The organism is Endozoicomonas sp. SCSIO W0465 (genome assembly GCF_023716865.1).
GTDB lineage: Bacteria > Pseudomonadota > Gammaproteobacteria > Pseudomonadales > Endozoicomonadaceae > Endozoicomonas.
Map to the genome: position 1 here is coordinate 6301547 of NZ_CP092417.1, position 18767 is coordinate 6320313.

General features: G+C 47.5%; 19 protein-coding genes and 2 tRNA genes. 9 read left to right on the forward strand and 12 right to left on the reverse strand.

The features are described from left to right. Positions 1–28 precede the first annotated feature (28 nt). The 5 genes from MJO57_RS28350 (at position 29) to MJO57_RS28370 (ending at position 3854) form a co-directional block, all read left to right on the forward strand. Positions 29–796, forward strand: coding sequence for a hypothetical protein (locus tag MJO57_RS28350; protein ID WP_252020536.1), 768 nt, complete (start codon positions 29–31; stop codon positions 794–796). Continuing rightward, positions 796–1287, forward strand: coding sequence for a single-stranded DNA-binding protein (locus MJO57_RS28355; protein ID WP_252020538.1), 492 nt, complete (start codon positions 796–798; stop codon positions 1285–1287). Before MJO57_RS28350 ends, MJO57_RS28355 begins: the two co-directional genes overlap by 1 nt. A 90-nt stretch (positions 1288–1377) precedes the next feature. Beyond that, a complete protein-coding gene (locus MJO57_RS28360; protein WP_252020539.1) occupies positions 1378–2571 on the forward strand; it encodes a hypothetical protein in 1194 nt (397 codons plus the stop codon). Positions 2572–2583: 12 nt separating this feature from the next. Then, positions 2584–2790 (forward strand): DUF4224 domain-containing protein, encoded by a 207-nt coding sequence (locus MJO57_RS28365; protein ID WP_252020540.1) that lies wholly within the window; start codon positions 2584–2586, stop codon positions 2788–2790. An 11-nt stretch (positions 2791–2801) separates the two neighbouring features. Continuing rightward, positions 2802–3854, forward strand: a complete 1053-nt coding sequence (locus MJO57_RS28370; RefSeq protein ID WP_252020541.1) for a tyrosine-type recombinase/integrase — start codon at positions 2802–2804, stop codon at positions 3852–3854. Positions 3855–3941: 87 nt separating this feature from the next. On the opposite strand, the gene MJO57_RS28375 is transcribed toward MJO57_RS28370, so the two are convergent. From MJO57_RS28375 to MJO57_RS28395, 5 genes are all read right to left on the reverse strand, one after another. Continuing rightward, positions 3942–4028 (reverse strand) — tRNA-Leu (locus MJO57_RS28375). Positions 4029–4062: 34 nt separating this feature from the next. Further along, a tRNA-Leu gene (locus MJO57_RS28380) sits at positions 4063–4149 on the reverse strand. A gap of 57 nt (positions 4150–4206) precedes the next feature. Further along, positions 4207–4413, reverse strand: coding sequence for a hypothetical protein (locus MJO57_RS28385; protein WP_252020542.1), 207 nt, complete (start codon positions 4411–4413; stop codon positions 4207–4209). A 323-nt stretch (positions 4414–4736) separates the two neighbouring features. Continuing rightward, on the reverse strand, positions 4737–5009 hold the full coding sequence (locus tag MJO57_RS28390) for an HU family DNA-binding protein (protein ID WP_252020543.1): 273 nt from the start codon (positions 5007–5009) through the stop codon (positions 4737–4739). 201 nt (positions 5010–5210) lie between these two features. Beyond that, positions 5211–5378, reverse strand: a complete 168-nt coding sequence (locus MJO57_RS28395) for a rubredoxin (protein ID WP_252020544.1) — start codon at positions 5376–5378, stop codon at positions 5211–5213. 373 nt (positions 5379–5751) lie between these two features. On the opposite strand from MJO57_RS28395, the gene MJO57_RS28400 reads away from it, so the two are divergent. Beyond that, a complete protein-coding gene (locus tag MJO57_RS28400; RefSeq protein WP_252020545.1) occupies positions 5752–6291 on the forward strand; it encodes a chorismate lyase in 540 nt (179 codons plus the stop codon). Here the strand turns inward: MJO57_RS28400 and MJO57_RS28405 are convergent. Continuing rightward, the gene (locus MJO57_RS28405; protein WP_252020546.1) at positions 6288–7100 is read right to left on the reverse strand and encodes a DUF3050 domain-containing protein; all 813 of its coding nucleotides are present in this window, start codon (positions 7098–7100) and stop codon (positions 6288–6290) included. The two genes, MJO57_RS28400 and MJO57_RS28405, sit on opposite strands and share 4 nt — an antisense overlap. Positions 7101–7357: 257 nt before the next feature. On the opposite strand from MJO57_RS28405, the gene ubiA reads away from it, so the two are divergent. From ubiA to phoR, 3 genes are all read left to right on the forward strand, one after another. After that, entirely contained in the window at positions 7358–8266 is a 909-nt protein-coding gene (ubiA, locus tag MJO57_RS28410) for a 4-hydroxybenzoate octaprenyltransferase (protein WP_252020547.1), read from the forward strand. A 197-nt stretch (positions 8267–8463) separates the two neighbouring features. Beyond that, positions 8464–9153, forward strand: a complete 690-nt coding sequence (gene phoB, locus MJO57_RS28415; RefSeq protein WP_252020549.1) for a phosphate regulon transcriptional regulator PhoB — start codon at positions 8464–8466, stop codon at positions 9151–9153. A gap of 177 nt (positions 9154–9330) precedes the next feature. Further along, positions 9331–10653 carry a phosphate regulon sensor histidine kinase PhoR gene (gene phoR, locus MJO57_RS28420; protein ID WP_252027133.1) on the forward strand — a complete coding sequence of 441 codons (1323 nt, stop codon included), beginning with the start codon at positions 9331–9333 and terminating at the stop codon, positions 10651–10653. 116 nt (positions 10654–10769) lie between these two features. Here phoR and MJO57_RS28425 read toward each other — a convergent pair whose 3' ends face one another. The 6 genes from MJO57_RS28425 to MJO57_RS28450 form a co-directional block, all read right to left on the reverse strand. Next, the gene (locus tag MJO57_RS28425; RefSeq protein ID WP_252020551.1) at positions 10770–11210 is read right to left on the reverse strand and encodes an H-NS family nucleoid-associated regulatory protein; all 441 of its coding nucleotides are present in this window, start codon (positions 11208–11210) and stop codon (positions 10770–10772) included. A 103-nt stretch (positions 11211–11313) separates the two neighbouring features. Next, on the reverse strand, positions 11314–12354 hold the full coding sequence (locus tag MJO57_RS28430; RefSeq protein ID WP_252017335.1) for an IS1595 family transposase: 1041 nt from the start codon (positions 12352–12354) through the stop codon (positions 11314–11316). Positions 12355–12590: 236 nt separating this feature from the next. Continuing rightward, the gene (locus tag MJO57_RS28435) at positions 12591–14093 is read right to left on the reverse strand and encodes a SpoVR family protein (RefSeq protein WP_252020553.1); all 1503 of its coding nucleotides are present in this window, start codon (positions 14091–14093) and stop codon (positions 12591–12593) included. Beyond that, complete coding sequence (locus tag MJO57_RS28440; protein WP_252020555.1) at positions 14090–15367, reverse strand: YeaH/YhbH family protein; 1278 nt, start codon at positions 15365–15367, stop codon at positions 14090–14092. The genes MJO57_RS28435 and MJO57_RS28440 overlap by 4 nt, the downstream gene beginning before the upstream one ends. Before the next feature lie 103 nt (positions 15368–15470). Then, a complete protein-coding gene (locus MJO57_RS28445; protein WP_252020557.1) occupies positions 15471–17393 on the reverse strand; it encodes a PrkA family serine protein kinase in 1923 nt (640 codons plus the stop codon). Between the two features lie 186 nt (positions 17394–17579). Continuing rightward, positions 17580–18671: a dihydrolipoamide acetyltransferase family protein gene (locus tag MJO57_RS28450; RefSeq protein WP_252020558.1), complete on the reverse strand. Its 1092-nt coding sequence runs from the start codon at positions 18669–18671 to the stop codon at positions 17580–17582. Positions 18672–18767 lie beyond the last annotated feature (96 nt).

Below are 18767 nucleotides of genomic sequence, written 5' to 3' on the forward strand. Positions count from 1 at the left end.
TACGTTTTTCAAAAAGACAGAAACGAAGTTGAAAGACGGTAAGGAGACAGCCCTTGCCCAGGTACCGGACATCGCCCGACTCTTCACCCGCATTGATCATCTGACCGAAGCCATGGCTACCAAACGGAAGTCTCTGGATAAGCAGGTCAAACATCAGAAGCAGCACATCAAGGACAGTATCGTCCTGGAAGCCGTCACCACCTTGGAAAAACAGCGTCAGGTGATCAATACCGAACTTACGCCCGGCTGGATCGCTGCCGTGGTAACGCCTGCTGATTTTCAGGAAGTGATCAAAGGGAAAAAGAGTGTCACCAGTATGCAGTCAGCGGTGAATGACCGCTTGGCACAGGCACGGATCGAACAGAAGCAACTTGCACAAGCGGTAAAAAACAATCTGGCCGTGTACCGGACAATGGCGGTGGATAAAGATTACCTCTTTCCGGATCTGGATGTGCTTCTTCATAAAGAGCAGTCTGACCTGATGGCCATTATTGAAGTGCGACTGAATCAGGAAGCTCAACAAAAGACAGCAGCCAGCGAACCCGAACCGGTAACAGAACCTGAAAAAACCGAAGACCAACCGGACCTGCTTTACACCGATGGTGAAGTCACCGAAGAGATCCTGACCGACGATATCCACAGCATGGAACATTGGCTCGGCAAAGGTGCGCTGGACGGCTACCGCTTTGACCACAACGGCAACGAATACCGTATCGAACTGATTATCCGCCGCGCCGAAATAATCACCCCCGCAAAACAACGCTCTCTACAACCAGAAGAAAAGGAGATCGCCTGATGGCCGCATCCATGAACCGTGTCACCCTGATTGGCAGACTGGGCAAAGACCCGGACTGCAAAGCTACCGCCAATGGCAATGCCGTTACTATTCTCTCCATCGCCACCGAAGAGAGCTGGAATAAAGATGGCCAGAAGCAGACCCGAACCGAATGGCATCGGGTGGTTCTCTACGGCAAGCCTGCGGAACTGGCGGCTCAGTACCTGGGTAAAGGCCACCGAGTCCTGATCGAAGGCCAACTGCAGACCCGTAAATGGCAAGACCAGAATGGTCAGGATCGCTACCAGACTGAAGTCGTGTACAGCGGGTACAACGGCAAGCTGCTGTTTCTGGAAAAGAACCCCAATGCCCAGCAGGCTCAGCCTCAGAACTATCAGTCACAACCAGGCACACATCAAAACCAGTACGCCACTGCCCGGGAGGGTGGTCATGCCCAACAGCCTGTGCATGCACAGCAGTATGAATCCTACGACGACTCCATCCCATTTTAAAGGGCTCTCTTTTTCAATAGCAGTTCCCCAAAGCACCTGTGGAAAAACTGAACAGTAAAGTTATCCACACCACAAAAAGGAAAGTTGACCATGGACGCTAAAATGCTGACCGCTTCCGAGCACACCCACAGCCCTATGCTGCCCGGTACCGAACTGAAAATGTCTCATATTGAGATCGCCAATGTGGCTGGCAAGCGGTCGGACAACGTGAAACGTACCATCGAAAGACTGGCAAAAGAGGGTGCAATTGCCTCTCCTCACATTGAGGAGAGGCCTAAACAGGGGGTTTCAGGGCAGTTTGTGGAACATCTGTTACTGGATCGACTCGACAGCATCACCGCCATGGCATCCATCGATGGAAACTATTGCGCCGACCTGGTATTGCGTTGGGACAATCTGGAATCGGGCAAGGCGAGTCCCAGAGTTCACTTGAAAGCAGTGCAAACCGAAGAGCCGGAGTTATCCACACCCCAGGCCATGCTTGAAAAGAACATGGCCACTTCTCTGAGGGCCATGGCATTTGTCGAGGCACTGGGTTTTTCCGGAAACCAGAAACTGCTCTCTGCAGACCGATTACTGAAAAGCCAGATCGGTTTCTCACCTCTGGAAGCCATGGGCCAGAAGCAACTGGTGGCACCGGTTCAGGCCATGACGTTTACGCCCACCCAGCTTGGCCAGATGATGACACCGCCTCAAGATCCTCGGCAGGTGAACAAGTTACTGGAAGCGGCCGGATACCAGATCAAAGTTGACAACCTGTGGGTACCCACCGATCAGGGCCAGCCTCTGTGCGAAATTCTTGATACAGGGAAAGCCCATAACAGCGGTTCGCCGGTTAAACAGGTGAAGTGGTATCAGGCTGTACTGGAACGTTTGCAACCGACTCTTCCCGAGGAATCCAAAACTGAATCGATCGATCATGATGCCCGCTATTCTGATTCTGAGCCGGAAATAGTTGGCTCTGAGACCGATGAAAACCCCATTCAAAGAAAACAGAAGCGCAAACGCAACCGCTACGAGTTGGACGATTACTTCTCCCTGGTGGAGCTGGGCGAATTTATTGGACGGAGCCGTCAGCATGTGGTGGAGGTACTGGAAAAACACCGGCTCATCAAATGGACGGGTCAGGGCAAACGAGGCAAGTACCTGCTCACCGATAAAGGCTGGCAGTACGGTCTGATGTATGACCCGACGGAAACCCTGTTCCATAACCGCAACAGTAAGCGACTGACCACCAGTAATGCCCAGCCGGTATTGGGGTACGACATTCTAAAATTCTTTTAACGGGCATGCGACATGGATGCGCTGATTTCCCAGCCTGACCTGATGGCGTGGTCAGGCATTAAACAAAAAGCGGCGCTGGTCAAATGGATGGTGCAAAACCGGATACCGTTTTATTACGGACGTAATGGCGAAGTAGTCACCACCTACGCCGCCATTAACCAGCCATTGATCGGCACCGACATTCAACAACCCAAAAAACAACCACTCAAATTCCTGTAGGAGCTGTATTGATGGGAAGACCACGTAATAAAGAGAATGCCCAGTTGCCGGAAGGCGTCTATCGCAACAAAGGGCGTTTCATCTATAAGCCGTATCATGGACGGGTCGGCAAAAAGAATGTATTCGGTGCCGAGATTGTACTGGGACCGGAAACCATGGCCATGTCCAAACTCTACATGGCCATTGAAAACCTGGAGAAAAGCTCCGACCAGACATTGGGCTGGCTGCTGGATGAATACCTGGAATCCCGAAAATTTAAAAACCAGAGCAAGGACTGGCAGTACAACAAAAGGCTGTATACACCAAAGGTGAAAAGTTTTCCCGTAGAGGGTTACGGCACTTTTGGCAAGGTGCCGCTGGCGCTGATCACCCCGCCATCGTTGAACCGGTTCTATGAAAAATATTCCGACAAACTGGGCGCAGTCGCCATTGCCCGCAAACTGATCTCCAGTGCCTGGAGCTGGGGCAGAAGCCACTTGGAAGGCGTTCCGCCTAACCCTTCACTGGAGTGCGAAGCGTTGCCAAGACCGAATCGGCAGGATGTCTATGTCAGCGATGAGGACTACGCCTGCGTTTACTATCTGGCCAACCCGTTCTGGAAAGCGATGATGGAGTTTGCCTACATCTGTCGTGCACGACGTTCCGAACTGATCAATATGAAACGGGATCAGCTGTTAGAAAAAGGCATACAGCTGAAACGAGGCAAAGGATCACTGGATGAAATTACCCTCTGGACACCAAGGCTGAAAAAAGCACTGCAGCTGCTGGAGGATTACAACAACGGGGAAAAGTTTGAATACGTGTTCGGTGCGCCCAATGTGATCGCAAAAAAAGGCATCCAGATGTCACCGGGACAGAAGATGCACAAAAACACGCTGGACAGCCAGTGGCAGAAATTGATCAACCGGGCGGTAGATGAAGGACTGATTGCCGAGAAGTGGCACTTTCATGATCTGAAAGCCAAAGGCGTGTCTGACCACGAAGGACTGGTCTCCGGCCACAAAACACTGGAAGCGAAGAAAATCTATATCCGGAAAACCCAGGAAGTACAGGGCACGAGATAATAAGGATGAAGATAAATGAGAAAAGACATCACCGGGCGAAAGTCCGGTTTTTTTTTACCGTGAATTACACGACACATCTTTGAGAATTGGTGCCCAGGAGAAGACTCGAACTTCCACAACCATACAGTTACTAGCACCTGAAGCTAGCGCGTCTACCAATTCCGCCACCTGGGCATACACTTATAACTTACTGATTTTCAACGATGATTGGTGCCCAGGAGAAGACTCGAACTTCCACACCCTTTCGGATACTAGCACCTGAAGCTAGCGCGTCTACCAATTCCGCCACCTGGGCATCGTCAAAATTTTGCTGAACTCTATTGAACTTTCGTTCAAAAAACAAGACTATTTTTTAGCCAGTGGTTTTAGGACTCTTTTTAGGAAACGACAATTGCCATCTACTTTCAAAAATCTTTAACCATTTGTTTTGCAAGGACAAAAGTCCGGAAACAAAACGACGAACCGTTAAACACACACCAGCACCTGAAGCTAGCGCGTCTACCAATTCCGCCACCTGGGCATCGTCATCGCCGTCCAACAACTCAGCGATGCGGCGCATATTAGAGATCACTGGGTGGACTGTCAACCACTTAAAATAAGATTAATAGAAGATGACTCATGGCGGATTTCGGGGTACTGATATTGATGTGGTTTTGCCAACTTAAAAGCATACTCTATAGAGAGTAAAAGAAAACACTTTCCCATAGAGCAACTTGAAAAAGCTGACAATGGAAAAATGCTTTCTGGAGTATTGTGCAATGCAAACAGTATTCATGAAAATGGTAAAACCTGCATCAGGCTAACCATTTTATGACCACCGGTTGTGGCCACCTGCAAAACGTCATTAAGTCCATCGATTGCAACTGGCCAGATAGATATCTATCAGTTTACAGCTTCTTTCAGGGCTTTACCTGGCTTGAAAGCAACGGTCTTACTTGCCTTAATCTGGATGGTTTCGCCGGTTTGAGGATTTTTCCCGGTACGGGCTGAACGGCTGCGCTGTTCGAAGGTACCAAAGCCAACCAGGCTTACCGAGTCCGCCGATTTCATGGCACTGGTGATGGCTTCAAGAATGGCATTAAGGGCCAGGGATGCCTTGTCCTTGCTGATATCAGCTTCGTCAGCGATTACATTGACCAGATCGGGTTTACGCATAGAGAAAACACTCCGTTTTGTTGTTCTTGTTTCTTCCCTTGAATCAAGGGTTCTCGCTTCCTGAGCAAGGACATCACGAACTCTTGACTACAGGCTTACCACTCACAGACAAAAACAGACTAAAGCACCACTGCCTTCAGGGCAATAGTCTGGCCCAACTGTTTGCGGGATTTTTGTCAGAAATTCATGTTTTTCTATAAATTAACTGACTTCCATCATCTCAAAGTCAGCTTTGCCTGCGCCACAATCCGGGCAGAGCCAATCATCAGGGACATCATCCCAGGCTGTTCCGGCAGGTATGCCATCTTCAGGCCACCCTGCAGACTCATCATAAACAAAACCACAAATCATACACTGCCACTTTTTCATAACTCTCTCCGGCTCACACCGATGAAAACTGTTTATTTCTGGTATGTCTCGTGCTCAAAAAAATATCTCAAGAACTCAGCAGGTAAATATATCAACCAGGATTGACATTAAACATTGCCAGCATAAGAAACATTTACCACTTTTGAAAGACACATCAAGACGTCGTGTGGTTCCATAAAGATAGAGATAAAGATGATAATGCTTCAGAGGGTACAACGCTGAATGATGGTGATATCCTCTCCATGAACTGGTATGTAGAGGGTTTTGAAGGTTTATTGCCTGACTGACCCCAACACTGGACTGATAGATCCTGGGCCACTTCCAGTCGTGCTTCCGATTGGTACTATTTGGCTCCAGGCAGGATTTACTGCAGATGCCCTTTGCTGATTTTGCTGAACTGAACTGGCAGCCCGCTCAGGATGCCAAAGCGATTCCCAACACACTTCGTGAAATGATACTGGATCACCACTCGCTCACCCAACGGCTGAAGCAAATACACAACAATGAATTTTTTGTCCGGGTCATCTCCCATGATTGGCAGGAACCTGAGCCATCAGAGAAAGCCTTTCTAAATTGTGATGATCAGCATGCCAGCGTAAGAGAAGTTCTGCTATTTGGCTCAGGTCAACCGGTTGTTTTCGCCCGAAGTGTGTTACCTGTGTCAAGTCTGTCTGGTGAAAACAGAGCACTTTTGGCACTGGAAAACAGGCCTCTGGGTGAATACATTTTCAGTCAGCCCGACCTGCGCCGCGGACCGATTGAAGTCACCGACATGAAAGCCAGTCAATTTAACGCATACCTTGATTTTGAATTTGCCACAGAAATCGCCTGGGCCAGACGATCCCTGTTTTATTTGAGGGAAAGACCTATCTCTGTTTGTGAGGTTTTTCTACCTGAACGTGAGCAGCTTTAGGCGTTATTCTCATAAATAGTCTCTGCTTCATGAGCAGAACCCTGCTGCTCTTCAGCTGTGACTTTACCCAATTGTTTCTCGAGGCCATCCCAAAACCTGATTCGTGATGAGATCGCTTCTTTAGCCATAACAACTGCCGATGCCTCTGCCGTTTTGTTCCCATTAATGCACTGTTTCAGCAGGCCCTCCGCTGCCGGGCCATGCTCATTCCCATCAAGGTCAATATGTCTGTTCAGGTAGTAGGTCATTGCCGGGACAGACTCTTGCGGGATGTCCCAATGATTCAACAGGGAAGAAAACATCCCCGGGATGGCATCTTCACGTCCGAAAAGAAAATAACTGGTCACTTCCGTTAACGAACCATATTGGGCTACCTTCAGCGTATCCGAAACAAATGCCTGAATGTATTCCGGTACTTCGGCAACAACCAGGGCCTGCTGCCAGGGAACACCGGTTTTAATGCTATAGATTACCTGCTCGATTTTACTGGTGTCTGCAGATACTTCACGCATGGCAGCAAGATACATTTCCAGATGACTCATGGGTATGCCATTCAGATCCTTATCAGTCTCTTCGTAGAGAATGATTTCATTAATGAAGCGGGCAGAGCGAACATCCGGAACAGGCGCCCAGGGTAGCTGCATGGAAGTAAACTCAAGCTGCAATCTTTTCGCCAGCGACATAAAATCCCATACTGTAAATACATGAGCTTCCATAAAGATCGACAACTTCTCCAGACTATCAATTTTCTGGTAGATGGCGTGATTGAAAAGTTGTTCTTGAAGAGGGCGTAAGTCTTTTGCAAACATGATAGTCTCCTGCAGTAAGCAATTTGCTCTGGCAGGCCGACAGAACAAGGACTATCAGCCATGAACGGAAAATGCCGATCATGCAAACCAGGAAGACAAAACAGAAATCCGGGTGAACGGCATTTTCATGGTACATAGCCATTGGAATCAGGAAGCCAGGATGCTAATACTCTTTTTTACAAGAAGTTTATCGGCACAAAATTTAACGGCTGGAAGGCCCTGACTATATTTCAAACCACAAAATTCCAAGGGCGCAGATGAAATTTATACAATCGATAATAACAGGCGCTAATAAATGTAAAGAGCTGCTGGATCAGCATCTGCCACGCTGGATAGACTTTATTCAACTGGCTCGCCTTGATCGCCCTATTGGCATTTATTTACTGCTATGGCCAACGCTCTGGGCACTCTGGCTTGCAGCCGAGGGTACACCCACTGTTCATAATCTTGTGGTTTTCATTCTGGGCGCCATTCTGACTCGAAGTGCAGGCTGTGTTATTAATGATTACGCTGACCGACATTTTGATGGTCAGGTAAAACGAACCCACCAGCGCCCATTGGTGACCAGAAAAATTACCCCAAAAGAAGCCCTGGTATTCGCTGCCTGCCTGTTTTTAGTTGCCTTCCTACTGGTACTGACCACCAATACCCTGACCATCTATTTATCCTTTGCCGCCCTGCTACTTGCCTCAGCCTATCCCTTTGCCAAACGACACACTTATCTGCCTCAAGTGGTCCTGGGTGCTGCATTTGGCTGGTCCATCCCCATGGCATTTGCAGCCGAGATCGGCACGTTGACAACTCAGACATGGCTGTTGTTTACCGCTAATCTGTTATGGACTGTCGCCTACGATACTCAGTATGCCATGGTGGATAGAGACGATGATTTGCAGATCGGCATTAAGTCTACGGCTATTTTATTTGGCGAAATGGACAATCTGCTGATTGGCTGCTTCCAGACTTTTACCCTGATAGCCCTGCTGATGATCGGGTTACAGCTTCAATTAGCCTGGCCATTCTATTTAAGCCTTGTTGTTGCCGCTGCGGGCTTTATCCACCAGCAATGGTTAACCCGCAACCGGGAAAGGGGTCCTTGTTTCAAAGCCTTTCTTGCTAATCACTGGGTTGGTGCTGCCTTGTTTCTCGGTTTCGCCTGCTCGCTATGACGACTCTCTATGATGACTCTCTATGACGAAAGAGTAACAGCCACAGGCCAATGCGAGCTATTCCAAATGCATTGGCCAAAGTTTCATCAAATGTTCCTCAGCGTCATTTTTCTGTAACATTCCCTCGCTGTAATATCTGACATATAGATAAATAGCTATCAAAGCAATCTGCACTCATTCAACCTTGGGGCATTCTCATGTCTGGCAAAACAATTCTAATTGTGGATGATGAAGCACCCATCAGGGAAATGGTCGCCATGGCTCTGGAAATGGGTGGCTACCAGTGCCTGGAAGCCGCTGATGCAAAACAGGCGCACTCATTGGTGGTTGATAACAGACCTGATTTGATCCTGCTGGACTGGATGCTACCGGATATCTCTGGTATCGAGCTGGCCAGGCGACTCAAGCGTGACCAGCTGACAGCAGAAATACCCATTATTATGCTGACAGCCAAAGGGGAAGAAGACCACAAAATCCAGGGACTGGAAACCGGTGCGGATGATTACATCACCAAGCCTTTCTCTCCCCGTGAACTTGCTGCCCGACTAAAGGCCGTACTGCGCAGAACTCAGGGTATCGCTGAACAATCACCCATCGTCGTCAAAGGGCTGGTACTCGACCCTGTCAGCCACCGGGTCAGTATTGATGGTAACCCTGCCGATATGGGACCAACTGAGTACCGGCTGCTGCAGTTCTTCCTGACTCATCAGGAGCGTGCCTATTCCCGTGGGCAGTTGCTTGATCAGGTCTGGGGTGGCAATGTGTACGTTGAAGAAAGAACGGTTGATGTCCATATTCGCCGTCTGAGAAAAGCGCTGGGCAGTGGCTATGAGCATTACATTCAGACCGTTAGAGATACAGGCTACCGGTTCTCCACCAAGTCATAACCTGACTCAAGATTTTGCTGCGGTAACTGAAAACAACATCTGAACTGTTTTCCTCGACATCCTCAGACAACAGTAAGAGGATGAGCAGGGTAAGTTGAGCAGGATAAATAGTCATCCGCTAAACAAACTTCGGAATTACATGTGACAAGCTCTATCCGATCCTGGTTTACTGGTCGAATGGTGTCAATTCTTGCAATTGGCCTGCTTGCAGGCTGGCTGGCTGACCAGATTTTTCTGGGGCTTTTTATTGCGACATTATTCTATCTTTTCTGGAGCCACCACCAACTTCACCGATTGCTTATATGGCTTGAAGAGGCTGCTCACAAAGAGCTGGATCCCCCCGAAAGCTCAAGCGTATGGGGTGAGATTTTTGATGGTATTTATAGAATACAGCGCAAACACAACCGTTCAAAGCAACGACTTTCCAGCGTGATAGAACGCATCCAGGAGTCAACGGCAGCATTAAACGACGGAATCATCATGGCTGACCAGAGTGGTTCCCTTGAGTGGTGGAATCGTGCTGCTGGAGAGTTACTGGGCCTGCAAATGCCTGATGACCAGGGGCAACCCCTGACAAATCTGGTCAGAAGCCCCAAATTTGCCCGTTATATGGAAAACAGTCACGGCAAAGAGCCAATTAAGATCGATTCACCCGTTCACGAGAGCCGGCAACTTCAAATTGCCATTACTGTTTATGGTCAGGGTAATCGACTGCTAGTGGTCAGGGATGTCACTCGATTGCATCAACTTGAAATCATGAGAACCGATTTTGTTGCCAATGTTTCCCATGAACTGAGAACGCCACTGACGGTCATTTCCGGCTATCTGGAGACGGTGAGTGATGGTATGGCAATGAATCCTGATACACCGCCCATCTTTAAGCGTGCTTTTGACCAAATGCAGGAGCAGGCATCCAGAATGCAGCGCCTGATCGAAGACCTTTTATTGCTTTCACGCCTTGAAGCGACTGAACCGGAAAGAATCAGCCAGTCAGTCAGGCTCAAGCCCCTGCTTGCAGGAATAATGAATGACGCCAAAGCATTGAGTGGCGAAAATCAACACCAGTTACAACTCGAATGCGAAGATGGTGCCTCATTAACGGGTGATGCCATGGAGCTACGCAGTGCCTTTTCTAACCTGATTTATAATGCTATCCGTTATACCCCATTCGGAGGAAGGGTGCAGGTGAAATGGTGGCAGGATCAGGAAGGTGGACACCTGATGGTTCAAGACAATGGCGTTGGCATTGACCCTGTTCACATCCCGAGATTAACTGAACGTTTTTACCGTGTGGATAAAAGCCGCAGTCATGCAACCGGAGGGACTGGTCTCGGACTGGCGATTGTCAAACATGTTTTAATAAGACATGAAGGTCGTATAAGTATCAGTAGTCATCCAGGCAAAGGCAGCCGGTTTATATGCCACTTTCCCTTATCGAGAATTTCCATTATCGAGAATCAGCCAGGCCAGCGTCGTCAAATTGTAGCGCAAGACAAGTGAACATGATGTTACTGGTAAATGGTTAAATTAAACCTTATTGGCCAACAGACAGGTAAACTCATGAAGAATAAAAAAGGGTCTGAAAGACCCTTTTTAATCTACCGATCTGATAAAGCTTACTCTTCGATCTGTTCCAAAGCGCAGTCCAGACGCTTCTTGCCAGTGCGCTCCAGGTAAGCCTGGAAATCACGTGGCAGGCGGCCCGTAGTGGCCCCTTCCCACTTAATAAGCTCACCAGCTTCGTTCTCGTATTCAAAGGTGTACTTTTGAATATTTCTGCGACGCTTCGGTGCAGTTTCATCCAGTTCCAGATTACCCAGACCCAGATCATTCAGGGAAACACCACGGTCAGCCATAATCTGCTTGATGGCCTCTACGCTTTCCTGCTTCTTCTTACGCTTTTCTTCGTCTTTGGCACGAGCTTCCTGCTTCTCAGTCAGTACATCGTTCAGACGGGAAATGATACGCTCCAGATCTTCAGCGTGTACATCTTTAAACAGTGAACGTATACGGGTTTTACTGCTGAGACGATGCACAACTTCTTCAAAGATATTCATCTACTTTACGACTCCTTGGTCTTGATAGAACTTCCTACTCAGGAATAAAGATGTTCGATTCGATGAACTTTATACAGCAAGAAATTTTTAGATGGAAGTACGGCTAAGTTACCGTTAATGGTTGGAAGCACCAATGTTCAGTAATTCTGCTGATCAACCGGCCAACAGTTAATTTTTTTGCTGCCGTCAGTTCTCGCCTCCAGGCCAGATAATGGGGAAGGTAACGAGTTGCAACCCCTTGGAATACGCCGCCAATCCAGCGTTTTAAATGACTGTGATAAGAATTTACAGTCTGGATGTGGTAGATGCCTTCAACAACATGTTGACCTGCTGATGTCACCAGCTCCTTGAAGACAAATCCAAGCTTGTCAGCAAGTTTTTCGTGAGCGAGGTGTGCATCCGCACAGACCGTGGCCTGTATCGATATGCGGCCATTTAAATGCCTGCACAATTCATTAGCACTTTCGTTTTCTAATACACCGTCAACGGTATTTCGATTACGGTCCCGAGCCACCATTACCGGGACTTTTCGGGCTTTGTTGGGATCATTACCCCGCTTTCGGGTTGGCCGTGGAAGGCCTTCTCTTTGCCCTTTGAAGGATTCACGGAAAAATGTTTCATCAAGCTCAGTAATGCCACAAAGCTCTTCTGCTTGATCATTATTAATCACTTCAAGAAAGCGGTGACGCCAGCGGAACGCAGTTTTCAAGTCAATGGCATTCTCAGCAGCAGCTGGTCGCAAGACCATAGAGTGAGTCATACCTGCGAGGTACTTGTTCCATTTTTCAGGGTGCCTGAGCCTTGCCAAAGGCGTTCCACTAAAGGCGTTAAACGTTGAGTCGCAAGTCTTGCAGTGGTAGCGCTGTCGGCCATTTCGTATGCCCCAGCGACCAACGCTATGGCTTTTGCATTTGGGGCACCTGGGGTTTTCGGCAAATTGGGCAAGTATGCTCTTTTCTACGTCAGGTGTTGCATTATCGTTATTGGGTATAGATTCACTGTAAACAGGTTCAGAGTCAGTGGTTTCTACTACCTCGGTAACCTCTATTTGAGTACTAAGGAGCGAGTTGTTAAGAATGTCTCGCTGTTCACTGGTTAATGTTGAAATGGAATCAATAAAATTCTGGAAGAGTTCAGATTGCATATCACTCCCCTACAACGTAGATTTTATGGGAGTTTAGCTGATTCAACCATTAACGGTAACTTAGCCTGGAAGTACCATTATATAAATTTTAAAAATAATGTGTATTACTGATAGTAAAAATGGGCTGGTTATTTATCCAGAATCAAGCAAGTTGTTTTTTTGATCAAATGGCTAACAGCTCTAATACGAGTAATTTGTATAAGTAATACTGGTAGATCAAATAAGGTATTTGACTTTTATTTTTTCTTCTTATTTTCACTGCACTGCCAGCTTTGAGTCACTGATCCATTTTCGAACGACTCAATTTCTACATCAAACTGCCAGATCCTGTGTATATGTTTCAACAACTCATCGGTTTCTTTTCCCAATGGTCGTCCCTGGTGCTGATAGTGGCGGAGTGTCAGCATTCGATCACCTCGTATATTGACATTATAAACCTGAATGTTTGGCTCCCGATTCCCCAGGTTATACTGAGCTGCCAGAGACTCACGTATCGCTTTATACCCTGTTTCATCGTGAATTCTATCCACTTCCAAATAAGAACGGGACTCATCATCCAAAATTGAAAAAAGTCTTAAATCCCTCATCACCTTGGGGGAAAGAAACTGCAGGATAAAGCTTTCATCCTTAAAGTTTTGCATGGCAAAGTGAACAGTATCCAACCAGTCGCTACCCGCTATTTCTGGAAACCACTCCCGGTCTTCATCCGTAGGATTTTCACAAATACGACGAATATCCATAAACATGTTGAACCCCAGGGTATAGGGATTGATACCACGGTAATGAGGGCTATCAAAAGGCGGTTGATAGATAACGCTGGAGTGCGAGTGAAGAAACTCCAGCATAAATCCATCGTTAACTTTCCCTTCATTGTACAGCTCATGCAGAAGGTGGTAATGCCAGAAACAGGCCCAACCTTCATTCATCACCTGAGTCTGTTTTTGGGGATAGTAGTATTGGGCAATTTTTCTGGCTATGCGCAATATCTCACGCTGCCAGGTTTCCAGCAGCGGGGCGTTCTTTTCAAGGAAATAGAGCAGGTTTTCTTCCGGGTCTTCAGGGAATCGCTCTTCCTGCTCCTGTTCTTCTTTTTCAACTTTGGGAATCGTTGTCCATATATCGTTTAATGTTCGCTGAATATATTCCGCTCTTTCCGCTTGCCTGGCCTGCTCCTGTTCAGCCGACAAAGGTCTGGGCCTTTTATAACGATTTACCCCCTGATTCATTAATGCATGACAGGCATCAAGTATTTCTTCAACCGCTTCGAGACCATACTTCTCTTCACATTCAGCGATATAACTTTTGGCAAATAACAGGTAATCAATGATGGACTCGGCATCAGTCCAGGTTTGAAACAGATAATTCCCTTTAAAGAATGAGTTATGCCCATAGCTGGCATGAGCCAGTACCAATGCCTGCATGGTCATGGTATTTTCTTCCATCAAATAGGCAATACAGGGATTTGAGTTAATCACAATTTCGTATGCCAGCCCCATCCTGCCCCGTTGATAGTTCTGCTGGGTATGAAGAAACTGTTTACCAAAGCTCCAGTGGTTATACATCAGCGGCATACCGGTTGAGGCATAGGCATCCATCATCTGTTCGGAACTGATGATCTCAATTTGATTCGGATAGGTATCCAGTCTGAATCGATCAGCAAGGCAAGCCAACTCTTTGTCGTATTGTTGAATCAGTTCAAAGGTCCATTCCGGGCCAGTGGAGATCAACTTGCAGCTCATGCCTTTTCCTTTTTCTCAAACAGTTTGCGGAAAACCGGGTAAATATCACCGGGTGATTTGATCTGCTGCATGGCAAAGTGATCTTTAAACTGTTCGGCAACACTCTGGTACTCACGCCATAAGTTTTGATGAGCACGGTCGGTGATTTCCACATAACAGTAATACTGAACCTTTTGCATAATCTGCTCGGTCAGAATTTTGGTGCAGACACTGGAGTCACCTTCCCAGTTATCTCCATCCGATGCCTGGGCAACATAAATATTCCAGTCAGCCGGGCTATACCGTTTATTAATCACATCACGAGTCATTTCCAGGGCACTGGAAACAATGGTTCCACCGGTTTCTCTTGAATAGAAAAAGTCATCTTCATCCACCTCTTTTGCCGCTGTATGATGACGGATAAAAACCACTTCAATCTCTTTGTAATTACGCTGTAAAAACAGATAGAGCAGAATGAAGAACCGCTTCGCCATGTCTTTGATATCCTGAGTCATGGAGCCGGAGACATCCATCACACAAAACATAACAGCCTTATTACTGGGTGAAGGGACTTTGACCATATTGTTGTATTTCAAGTCAAAATCATCAATGAAGGGTAGTTTTTTCAGCTTGGCATTCAGCGCCTTTATCCGTTCTCTTAACTCAATAACCCGTTGCTGATCGGTTTCATCCGGGCTGACCTCCATCTCCCTGAGTTCTTTTTTCAATGCCCGTATTTCACGACGATCACCGCCAGATAATGCAATACGGCGAGCATGTGCTGAACGGAGTGAACGCACAACATTCAAGCGATCCGGAGAGCCGGCAGTGGTATACCCTGCCTGTCGGATCTTGAATTCCGTCATATCTTCAAGCTGCTTCCTGACCAGGTTCGGCAGCTCAAGGTTATCGAACATGTATTCCAGAAATTCATCGTGATTGATCTGGAAGCTGAATTCATCCATCCCTTCGCCGCTGTTACCGGCCTTGCCCTTCCCGGACCCGGAACCACTTCCACCGGATGGACGCTTGATGCGGTCACCACTGACAAACTCCTTGTTACCCGGATGAACCTGCTTATAATGCCCGCCCTGTCCATGGCGAAAAACCGGCTCAGAAAGATCCTTTCGGGGGATAGTGACTTCGCTGCCAGAAACGACATCAGTAATGGAGCGTTTATTCACAGCATCGGAGACTGCTTTCTTGATGTGCTTCTTATATCTTTCAAGAAACCGCTGGCGATTGACGGTACTTTTGTTTTTTCCATTCAGCCGTCGATCGATAATAATACTCATGAACACGCTCCTTGTGTCCTTTATGACAAGCAGAGCAGAGGGCAGACAGGGCGATTATCCATTCACCCTGTTAACTGGTCACTCTGCCTGGACATCAGTCCAGTTACTGCGACTTACGCACCCGGATATACCATTCGGCCAGTAACCTGACTTGTTTCTCGGTATAGCCTCTTTCTACCATGCGTTTAACAAACTCATTATGCTTCCTCTGGTCTTCATGACTGCCCTTGGCATTGAAGGAAATAACCGGAAGAAGATCTTCCGTATTTGAGAACATTTTCTTCTCAATCACAGTGCGCATCTTTTCGTAGCTGAGCCAGCTTGGGTTTTTACCATTGTGATTGGCCCTGGCCCTGAGCACGAAATTGACCACCTCGTTACGAAAATCTTTTGGATTGGCGATACTGGCAGCCTTCTCGATTTTCTCCAGTTCATCATTGATTGCCGAGCGATCAAGAATATCGCCGGTTTCCGGGTCACGGTACTCCTGATCCTGAATCCAGAAATCAGCATAAGTAATGTATCGGTCAAAAATGTTCTGACCATACTCTGAATAGGACTCAAGATAGGCGGTCTGTATCTCTTTCCCAAGAGACTCAATGTATTTGGGGGCCAGGAACTCTTTCACATACCGCAGATAACGCTCATGCACCTCTTTCGGGTATTGCTGCTGCTCAATTTGCTGTTCCAGCACGTACAGCATGTGGACCGGGTTAGCCGCTATTTCCGTAGGGTCAAAGTTGAATACCTTGGAGAGAATCTTGAAGGCAAAACGAGTGGAAAGTCCCTCCATACCTTCATCGACACCGGCAGCATCCTTATATTCCTGCAGAGGCTTGGCATTGGGATCGGTATCTTTCAGATTTTCCCCATCATAGATCCGCATTTTGGAGTAAACATTGGAATTTTCCGGCTCCTTGATGCGCGACAAGACGGTAAACTTTGCCAGCATTTTCAGTGTATCCGGAGCACAAGGGGAGTCCTTGAGCGAACTGTTAGCCAGAAGCTTTTCATAAATATGAATCTCTTCCGTCACCCGGGTGCAGTAAGGCACCTTGACGATATTCACCCGGTCAATAAAGGCTTCATTGGTCTTATTATTCCTGAACGACTGCCACTCGGATTCATTGGAGTGAGCAAGAATAATGCCGTTATACGGAATGGCGCCCATTCCTTCGGTGCTGTTGTAGTTACCTTCCTGGGTCGCGGTCAGCAGCGGGTGGAGCACCTTGATCGGCGCCTTGAACATTTCCACAAACTCCATCATGCCCTGATTGGCACGACAGAGTGCACCTGAAAAGCTGTATGCATCGGGATCATCCTGGGAATATTCTTCAAGCTGACGGATATCCACTTTACCCACCAGGCTGGAAATATCCTGATTGTTCTCATCGCCAGGTTCAGTCTTGGCAACAGCCACTTGGTTGAGAATACTCGGATACAGCTTCACTACCTTGAACCGGGTGATATCACCGCCAAACTCATTCAGCCGCTTAACTGCCCAGGGTGACATAATGCCACCCAGGTAGCGGTTAGGAATGCCATACTCTTTTTCAAGAATGTCAGCATCTTCATCCGGGTTGAACAGGTTCAGAGGCGACTCGAAAACCGGTGAACCTTTTATGGCATAAAATGGCACCTTTTCCATCAGTGCTTTCAGCCTTTCTGCCAGAGAAGACTTACCACCACCCACCGGTCCCAGCAGGTAAAGTATCTGTTTCTTCTCTTCCAGTCCCTGAGCAGCATGCATGAAGTAAGAAACGATCTGCTCAATCGCTTCTTCCATCCCATGGAACTCACGGAATGCCGGATAACGCTTGATCAATTTATTGGAAAATATACGACTGAGTCTTGGGTCTCTGGAGGTATCAACCATCTCAGGCTTACCGATCGCCATGAGCATCCGCTCAGCCGCATTGGCATAGGCAGAAGAATCCTTCCTGCACAGTGCCAGATATTCTTCGATGGTCAGCTCTTCCTGCTGGGTTGATTGAAATCTCTGCTGATAATTATTGAAGATGTCCATGCCTTCACCCGCTTTTGTCTGCTTAATTTCCTGAAACAGTTACCAGGAACGGTTGACCGATAGCTAACCTGGAAGCCCACCCTTCTCAAGGATGCTATCGGCAGAGTCAGAACTTTGACCACTTTTTTTATAACTTTTATCAAGCACTATTTGAGTGCCAGAAAATTTTATCATGTGGATTTTTGACTACTTCTGCAACTGTTGAATCATTGCATGGAGGAAACGTGTTGCTTCACCACCGGTTGCTGCGCGGTGATCAAACGACAGTGATAAAGGCAATATGCGGTGACTTTCCGGTTTTCCACCAACACTGACTATTTCTTCTCTCAGCCTGCCAACACCAATAATACAAACCGTTGGAGGCACAACAACCGGTGTGGCGTACTTCCCGGCAAATACGCCAAAATTGCTTAAGGTAATGGTTGCGCCCTGAAGCTCTGAGTTTGGAAGACTTCTGTCTTTTACTCCTGCTCTGAGTTTATTGATAGACTCACGGACTTGCTGTTTTTTCATTTTTGCAACATGTCGTATAACCGGAACGAATAGCCCCTCTTCACTATCAACCGCCAGCCCCAGATCAATGTGATCATGAAGCTGTCGACTCAATGAAGCGCCATCAAACCAGGCATTGAGCGCTGGTTCCACTTCACTGGCACTGACAATTGCCTGAATCAGACGAACCGTGATGTCTTCTTTATCTTCCCAGTGATCAATATCCACATCGTCAAACAACGTTACCTGGACAACTGAGGCATGGGACTCTGCCATAGTGCGAGCCATATGCTTACGAACACCTTTCAGTGGCTCAGGATGATCAAGTGGATAGGCAATGGCAGGTTGTGCAGCATTTCTGTGATTGGTTCCCGCACCCAGATCTACCTGAAATTGTTCAGCCAGTGATTTAAGTCCACGTTGAGCCATTTGAGATGAAGACGCTGGTTGAACCTGGCCATCCGTCGGAGAACCAATAATAAAAGACTCATCACTTCGGGTGCCGGAATCGTCACTGGCCAGCTTGCCAACCACGGTGCCGCTATCTTCCTCGTCGGTGACAAACTCAACCAGGGGAGCGCCGGTGAGAATGGTGTCTCCGGGTTGGCCACAGAGACGGGCAATCACTCCTGTGCAGGGGGCAGGCACTTCAACAACGGCTTTAGCCGTCTCAACCGAAACCATAGGCTGATCTTCTTTAATGTTATCGCCTTCACCCACATGCCATTCGACAATGTCTGCTTCAGGAATACCTTCCCCTAAATCTGGTAAATTAAAAAAGCGCATGGACTGTACCTTTTTTTTATTATAAAAATACTGCTTGTTCTCAGTTCAGCAGCAATGACGGTATTTGCCGCTCAGGGCTATTAGACTAATGATTCC

Coding starts and splice junctions, on each gene's coding strand:
- MJO57_RS28430 (WP_252017335.1), bottom strand. CDS start 12,354: ATGCAATCTGAACTCTTCCAGAATTTTATTGATTCCATTTCAACATTA.
- phoB (WP_252020549.1), top strand. CDS start 8,464: ATGTCTGGCAAAACAATTCTAATTGTGGATGATGAAGCACCCATCAGG.
- MJO57_RS28390 (WP_252020543.1), bottom strand. CDS start 5,009: ATGCGTAAACCCGATCTGGTCAATGTAATCGCTGACGAAGCTGATATC.
- MJO57_RS28435 (WP_252020553.1), bottom strand. CDS start 14,093: ATGAGCTGCAAGTTGATCTCCACTGGCCCGGAATGGACCTTTGAACTG.
- ubiA (WP_252020547.1), top strand. CDS start 7,358: ATGAAATTTATACAATCGATAATAACAGGCGCTAATAAATGTAAAGAG.
- MJO57_RS28445 (WP_252020557.1), bottom strand. CDS start 17,393: ATGGACATCTTCAATAATTATCAGCAGAGATTTCAATCAACCCAGCAG.
- MJO57_RS28355 (WP_252020538.1), top strand. CDS start 796: ATGGCCGCATCCATGAACCGTGTCACCCTGATTGGCAGACTGGGCAAA.
- MJO57_RS28450 (WP_252020558.1), bottom strand. CDS start 18,671: ATGCGCTTTTTTAATTTACCAGATTTAGGGGAAGGTATTCCTGAAGCA.
- phoR (WP_252027133.1), top strand. CDS start 9,331: ATGGTGTCAATTCTTGCAATTGGCCTGCTTGCAGGCTGGCTGGCTGAC.
- MJO57_RS28365 (WP_252020540.1), top strand. CDS start 2,584: ATGGATGCGCTGATTTCCCAGCCTGACCTGATGGCGTGGTCAGGCATT.
- MJO57_RS28425 (WP_252020551.1), bottom strand. CDS start 11,210: ATGAATATCTTTGAAGAAGTTGTGCATCGTCTCAGCAGTAAAACCCGT.
- MJO57_RS28370 (WP_252020541.1), top strand. CDS start 2,802: ATGGGAAGACCACGTAATAAAGAGAATGCCCAGTTGCCGGAAGGCGTC.
- MJO57_RS28385 (WP_252020542.1), bottom strand. CDS start 4,413: ATGCGCCGCATCGCTGAGTTGTTGGACGGCGATGACGATGCCCAGGTG.
- MJO57_RS28400 (WP_252020545.1), top strand. CDS start 5,752: ATGCCCTTTGCTGATTTTGCTGAACTGAACTGGCAGCCCGCTCAGGAT.
- MJO57_RS28440 (WP_252020555.1), bottom strand. CDS start 15,367: ATGAGTATTATTATCGATCGACGGCTGAATGGAAAAAACAAAAGTACC.
- MJO57_RS28395 (WP_252020544.1), bottom strand. CDS start 5,378: ATGAAAAAGTGGCAGTGTATGATTTGTGGTTTTGTTTATGATGAGTCT.
- MJO57_RS28360 (WP_252020539.1), top strand. CDS start 1,378: ATGGACGCTAAAATGCTGACCGCTTCCGAGCACACCCACAGCCCTATG.
- MJO57_RS28405 (WP_252020546.1), bottom strand. CDS start 7,100: ATGTTTGCAAAAGACTTACGCCCTCTTCAAGAACAACTTTTCAATCAC.